This is a genomic window from Streptomyces sp. MZ04 (assembly GCF_004684775.1).
In the GTDB taxonomy this organism is placed as follows: Bacteria; Actinomycetota; Actinomycetes; order Streptomycetales; family Streptomycetaceae; genus Streptomyces.
On record NZ_SRIC01000409.1, the window covers coordinates 1 to 5,831 of the forward strand.

Sequence of the window (5,831 nt, forward strand, 5' to 3'; positions counted from 1 at the left end):
GAGCTGCGGTCGGGGCGGGCGCGGGCTCCTCCACCGAAACGCCGAAGTCCGTCGCGATGCCCGCGAGGCCGTTCGAGTACCCCTGGCCGACGGCGCGGGCCTTCCACGCGCCGTTGCGCAGATAGACCTCGATGACCACCAGGGCGGTCTCGCCGCCGAGCTGCGGGGGAGTGAACGTGGCGAGCACGGAGCCGTCGTCGGCGTTGCGGATGGTGGCGGTGGGCTCGATGCCCTGGAACGTCTGGCCCGCGGCGTCCGGGCTCGCGGTGACGACGATCTTCTCGATGCCGGGGGGCACGGCCGTGGTGTCGACGGTGATCTTGTCGGGCGTCGTGCCGCCGCCCGACTGGTAGGTCACGCCGGGGCCCGCGGGCTGGTTGAAGAAGATGAAGTCGTCGTCGGAGCGCACCTTGCCGTCGGCGGTGAGCAGCAGGCTCGACACGTCGAGCCGCACCGGAGCGGCGACGTCCACCGCCACGCGGGTGGCGGTGAGAGGGATGTTCGAGCCGGGTGTCATAGCGGTCATGCACGAGGTAACGAACATCCCGGCTTTGCCGTTCCCTTACCCGCAGAACTTTTCTCTCCCCACCCAGCCTCTGCACACGCCGGACGGGCTGGAAGGTTCCAGCCCGTCCGGCGTCGGGGGAGTACAGGCCGCTACGGCACCACCACGATCTTCCGGCCCACGCCGGAGGCGAACCGCTCCAGCGCCTCCGGATACGCCGTCAGCGGCAGCCGATCGCTGATGAAGACGTCGGGATCCAGCACGCCCCCGGCGAACAGCTCCGCCGCCCGCTCATAGCTGTGCAGCACCGCCATCGACCCGGTGATGGTGATCTCCTGGTTGTAGATCCGGTACGGATCGATGCTCACCCGCGTCGCGTAGTCCGCGACGCCGAACTGCAGGAACGTCCCCGCCTTGGCGACCCGCCCGAGCCCGTCCTGGATCGCCCCCGCGTTCCCCGTCGCGTCGACCACGATGTCCCAGCCCTGCGGCCGCTCAAGATCGTCCGCGTTCGCGGCGGAGCCGGAGACGCCCAGCTGCCGCGCCGTGGCGAGGCGGTCCGGGTTGAGGTCCACGACCTCCACGCTCGCCGCGCCCGTCCGCTTGGCGAGCTCCAGCATCATCAGGCCCATGGTCCCCGAGCCGTAGATCAGCACGTGGGCACCCAACTGGGCGCGCAGCACGTCGTAGCCGCGCACCGCGCAGGACAGCGGCTCGATGAGCGCGGCGTCCTGGGTGCGGACATGCTCCGGGAGGCGTACGCAGTTGGCGACGGGCGCGACCGCGTACTGGGCGGCGCCGCCCGCCGTGGTGACGCCGATCGCGGCCCAGCGCTCGCAGAGGTTGTTGTGGCCGGTGCGGCAGTAGCGGCACTCGTAGCAGTAGAGGGAGGGGTCGACGGCCACCCGGTCGCCGACGGCGAGTTCCGTGACCTCGCTGCCGAGCCCCACCACCTCCCCGGCGAACTCGTGCCCCGGCACCACGGGAAGCGTGGGCGCGAACTCGCCCTGGAGGATGTGCAGATCCGTCCCGCACAGGCCGCACGCGGCGACCTCCACGACGACCTGGCGCGGCCCGGGTGTCGGGTCCGGGACCTCGGCGACCACGGCCTTGCCGATGGACTCGATGACGGCGGCCTTCATTTCACGGCTCCCAACGACAGGCCCTGGACCAGCTTGTCCTGGGCGGCGAACCCCGCGGCGAGCACCGGCAGGGAGATCACGAGCGACGCGGCGCACACCTTCGCCAGGAACAGGCCCTGGCTGGTGATGAAGCCGGTCAGGAAGACGGGCGCGGTCTGGGCGACGACCCCGGTGAGCACCCGTGCGAAGAGGAGTTCGTTCCAGCTGAAGATGAAGCAGATCAGGGCGGTGGCGGCGATCCCGGGCAGCGCGATGGGCGCCACCACGCGCGCGAGGATGGTCGGCAGGCGCGCCCCGTCGATCTGCGCGGCCTCGATGATCGCGACCGGTACTTCGGCGAGGAAGGACTGCATCATCCACACCGCGATCGGCAGGTTCATCGACGTGTAGAGGATGACGAGCAGCCAGATGTTGTCGAGCATCTCGGCGTTCTTGGCGAAGAGGTAGATCGGCAGCAGGCCCGCCACGACCGGCAGCATCTTCGTCGACAGGAAGAAGAACAGGACGTCCGTCCACTTCTTCACCGGGCGGATCGAGAGGGCGTACGCCGCCGGGAGCGCCAGCAGCAGCACGCACAGGGTCGAGGCGACGGAGGCCACGGTCGAGTTGATCAGCGCGGGCCAGGGGCTCGCGCCGCCGCCCGTGCCGAAGAAGTCGCGGTAGCCGTCCAGGGTGAGCGAGGCGGCGATGGACGGCGGGTTGGTCGCGGCGTCCTCCTCCGAGTGGAAGGAGGTCAGGGTCATCCAGGCGATCGGCAGGAAGAACAGGATGCCGGCCAGCCAGGCGACGAGGCCGAGCCCCGACGCTCCCTTCGTACGGACGGTACGGACACGCGTCACGGCGGTGCTCATGCTGCTCATCAGCGGGACGCCTCCTCACGGAACAGGGACGAGACGACCCGCAGCGCGAAGGTCGCGATGATGATGGAACCGATGACGACGAGGACACCGGCGGCGGACGCCAGGCCGTTCTCGTGGGCCTGGTAGAAGCTCTGGTAGACGGTGTAGGGCAGGTTGGCGGTGCCGAGGCCGCCCGAGGTGATCGTGAAGACGGCGTCGAAGTTCTGCACGATGTACACCGAGCCGAGCAGGGCGCCCAGTTCGAGGTAGCGGCGCAGATGCGGCAGCGTCAGGTAGCGGAACACCTGCCAGTTGCTCGCGCCGTCCATGCGGGCGGCCTCGATGAGTTCGGTGTCACGGCTCTGCAGGCCGGCGAGCAGGATCAGCATCATGAAGGGCGTCCACTGCCAGATCAGGGAGGCCTCGATGGCGATCAGCGGGGTGTTGGACACCCAGTCGGGCTGCGCGGCGCCGTCACCGCCCACCCAGTGCAGGAGGCCGTTGAAGAGCCCGTACTCGGGGTTGTAGAGCACGTGCTTCCACAGCAGCGCCGCGGCCACCGGCACGAGCAGGAACGGTGCGATGAGCAACGTACGCACCAGACCGCGGCCCCGGAACTTCCGGTCCAGCAGGAGGGCGAGCGCGAGGCCGACGACGAGGCTCGCCATCACGACGGTGGCCGTGAGCACGATGGTCGTCAGGACGGACTTGCGCAGGTCCGGATCGGTGAGGACCTCGGAGTAGTTGGAGAGTCCGGTGAAGCTGCGGGCGTCGGGGTAGAGGGCGTTCCAGTCGAAGAAGGAGATCACCAGGGTGGCGACGAACGGCAGCTGGGTGACGACGACCATGAAGATCAGGGCGGGCAGGAGCGGGGCGCGGGTGGCCCAGGCGCGCAGCCGTCCCGGTGTCGGTGATTTCGCGGTGGGCACGCGCGCGTGCCCGATGGCGGTGGTGCTCGCGGTGGCGGTCATCGTCCCTCGTACTCCTCGGCGATCTTCTCGGCGAGCTGCTGCGACTTCCTCAGGGCCGAGTCGACGGACTGGCGCCCGGCGATGGCCGCGCTGATCTCCTGGGAGACCTTCGTGCCGAGGTCGGTGAACTCGGGGATGCCGACGAACTGGATGCCGGGTGCGGGCCGGGGCTGCACGCCCGGGTCGCGGGGCCGGGCGCCCTCGATGGCGGCACGGGTGACGTCCTGGAAGGCGGCGGCTTCCTCGCGGTACGCGGGATTGGCGTACGTCGAAGCGCGCTTGCCCGCGGGGACGTTGGACCAGCCGATCTTCTCGCCGACCAGTTCCTCGTACTCCTTGCTCGACGCCCAGGAGACGAACTTCCAGGCCTTGTCCGGGTTCCGGGAGGCCTTCTGCAGACCCCAGGCCCAGGTGTAGAGCCACCCGGAGCTCTTCGTCTTCTCCACGGGCGCCGGTACGTAGCCGATCTTGCCCTTGACCGGGGACTTGGCGGACTCCAGGGAGCCGGCGGCGGCCGTGGCGTCGTACCACATGGCGGTCTTGCCCTGGGTGAGGTTGTTCAGGCACTCGGCATAGCCGGACTGGGCGGCTCCGGACTCGCCGTGCTCGCGAACGAGGTCTACGTAGAAGCGAGTTGCCTTCTCGAACTCGGGTGAGTCGAGGCGGGCCTTCCACCCCTTGTCGAACCACGTCCCTCCGAAGGTGTTCACCACCGTCGTCAGGGGCGCCATCAGCTCGCCCCAGCCCGGGAGTCCGCGCAGACAGATGCCCTTCATCCCGGACTCGGCACCGGCGCCTTCTACGTCGGCCGCGAGCTTCGCCACCTGCTGCCAGGTGGGGTGCTTCGGCATGGTGAGACCGGCCTTCTTGAAGACGTCCTTGCGGTACATCAGGAAGGACGACTCTCCGTAGAAGGGCTGTCCGTAGAGCTTGCCGTCGTCGCCGGTGAGCGACTGGCGCATGGGCGGCAGGATGTCCCGCTGGTCGTAAGCCTTGTCCTTGCGCGTATACGAATCAACTTCATGCAGCCAGCCGTTGCGGGCGTAGATCGGTATCTCGTAGTTGCTGAGCGTCGCGACGTCGTACTGACCGGCCTGGTTGGCGAAGTCCTGGCTGATCTTGTCGCGCACGTCGTTCTCGGGCAGGACCGTGAAGTTCACCTTGATGCCCGTCTCCTTGGTGAAGTGGGCGGCGGTGAGCTTCTGCAACTCGACCATCTGCGGGTTGTTCACCATCAGTACGTTGATGGAGTCGCCGCCTGAACCGGTCCCGCCCGCCCCGGCCCAGCAGCCGGAGAGCAGCGGGGCAAGCAGCGTCCCTGCGGCGGCCGCGGTCAGTGCGCGCGGCCTCCGTCGGCTCTGGGTTCGCATGAATGCTCCTGGACTTATGGGGACTTATGGGGTACTTCAGGGCGTGCGGAAGCCCGGTAGGTGCGGGAAGGAGATGTGCCGCGGGGGTCAGACCCGGATGACCTGCGGCCCCTGGAGGGAGTAGCGGTGCGCCTCGGACGCGGGCAGCTGTGTGCTCGTGACGATCGCCTCCAGGTCGCCGACCTGCGCGAACCGGCAGAAGCTCGTCGCCCCGAACTTGGTGTGCACGCCCGCGAACACGGTGCGCCGTGACGCCCGGATCGCCTGGGCCTTCACTTCGCTTACGGCCGGGTCGGGTGTCGTCAGACCGTGCTCGCGGGAGATGCCGTTGGCCCCGATGTACGCCAGGTCGATCACGAACCCGGCCAGCATGCGGGTGGTCCAGTGGTCGACGGTGGCCAGGGTGCCCGGACGGACCCGGCCGCCGAGCAGCAGGACCGACATGTTCTCGGCCTCCGCCAGGGCGCCGGCGGTCGCGAGGGACGCGGTGACGACCGTCAGGGCGCGGCCCTTGGTGGCCTCGGGGAGAGCCTCGGCGATGAGCTGCGGGGTGAAGCCCTCGTCGACGAAGACCGTCTCCGCGTCACCCAGGAGGTCGGCCGCGGCGGCGGCGATCCTTCTCTTCTCCGGGACGTGCATGGTGGTGCGGAAGGCGAGCGTCGTCTCGAAACCGGCGCTTTCCACGGGGTAGGCGCCGCCGTGGGTGCGGCGGACCAGGCCGTGGTCCTCCAGGGCGCGGAGGTCGCGGCGTACGGTCTCCTTGGCGACGCCCAGTTCGGTGGCGAGTGCGGTGACGTCCACGGAACCGGAGTTCCGCGCCGCCCGGACGATCTTCCGCTGACGTTCTTCCGCGGTCATGACCGCCGCCTCCTTCCTCGCCGGATGCCCGTTCGGGCCCTGTGGGGAAGTTCTACAGCGGGGGGCGGTGTGTGAACAGGCTCGGAGCCGGGGTGATGGTGCCCGTGTCTGCCCGTTTGGCGGGGCGGTGGCCTGGGGGTCGGGCG

General features: G+C 69.3%; 6 protein-coding genes. All 6 read right to left on the reverse strand.

Going from position 1 to position 5,831, the window contains the following annotated elements:
- On the reverse strand, positions 1-526 hold a 526-nt coding region (locus tag E2651_RS40585; RefSeq protein ID WP_167829048.1), incomplete at its 3' end, for a TerD family protein.
- A gap of 131 nt (positions 527-657) precedes the next feature.
- A complete protein-coding gene (locus E2651_RS40590) occupies positions 658-1,647 on the reverse strand; it encodes a zinc-dependent alcohol dehydrogenase family protein (protein ID WP_135336290.1) in 990 nt (329 codons plus the stop codon).
- Entirely contained in the window at positions 1,644-2,507 is an 864-nt protein-coding gene (locus tag E2651_RS40595) for a carbohydrate ABC transporter permease (protein WP_135336291.1), read from the reverse strand. Before E2651_RS40595 ends, E2651_RS40590 begins: the two co-directional genes overlap by 4 nt.
- Positions 2,507-3,457 (reverse strand): sugar ABC transporter permease, encoded by a 951-nt coding sequence (locus E2651_RS40600; protein ID WP_135336292.1) that lies wholly within the window; start codon positions 3,455-3,457, stop codon positions 2,507-2,509. Before E2651_RS40600 ends, E2651_RS40595 begins: the two co-directional genes overlap by 1 nt.
- Entirely contained in the window at positions 3,454-4,827 is a 1,374-nt protein-coding gene (locus E2651_RS40605; protein ID WP_135336293.1) for a sugar ABC transporter substrate-binding protein, read from the reverse strand. Before E2651_RS40605 ends, E2651_RS40600 begins: the two co-directional genes overlap by 4 nt.
- A gap of 87 nt (positions 4,828-4,914) precedes the next feature.
- Positions 4,915-5,685, reverse strand: a complete 771-nt coding sequence (locus E2651_RS40610; RefSeq protein ID WP_135336294.1) for a DeoR/GlpR family DNA-binding transcription regulator — start codon at positions 5,683-5,685, stop codon at positions 4,915-4,917.
- Between the last annotated feature and the right edge of the window lie 146 nt (positions 5,686-5,831).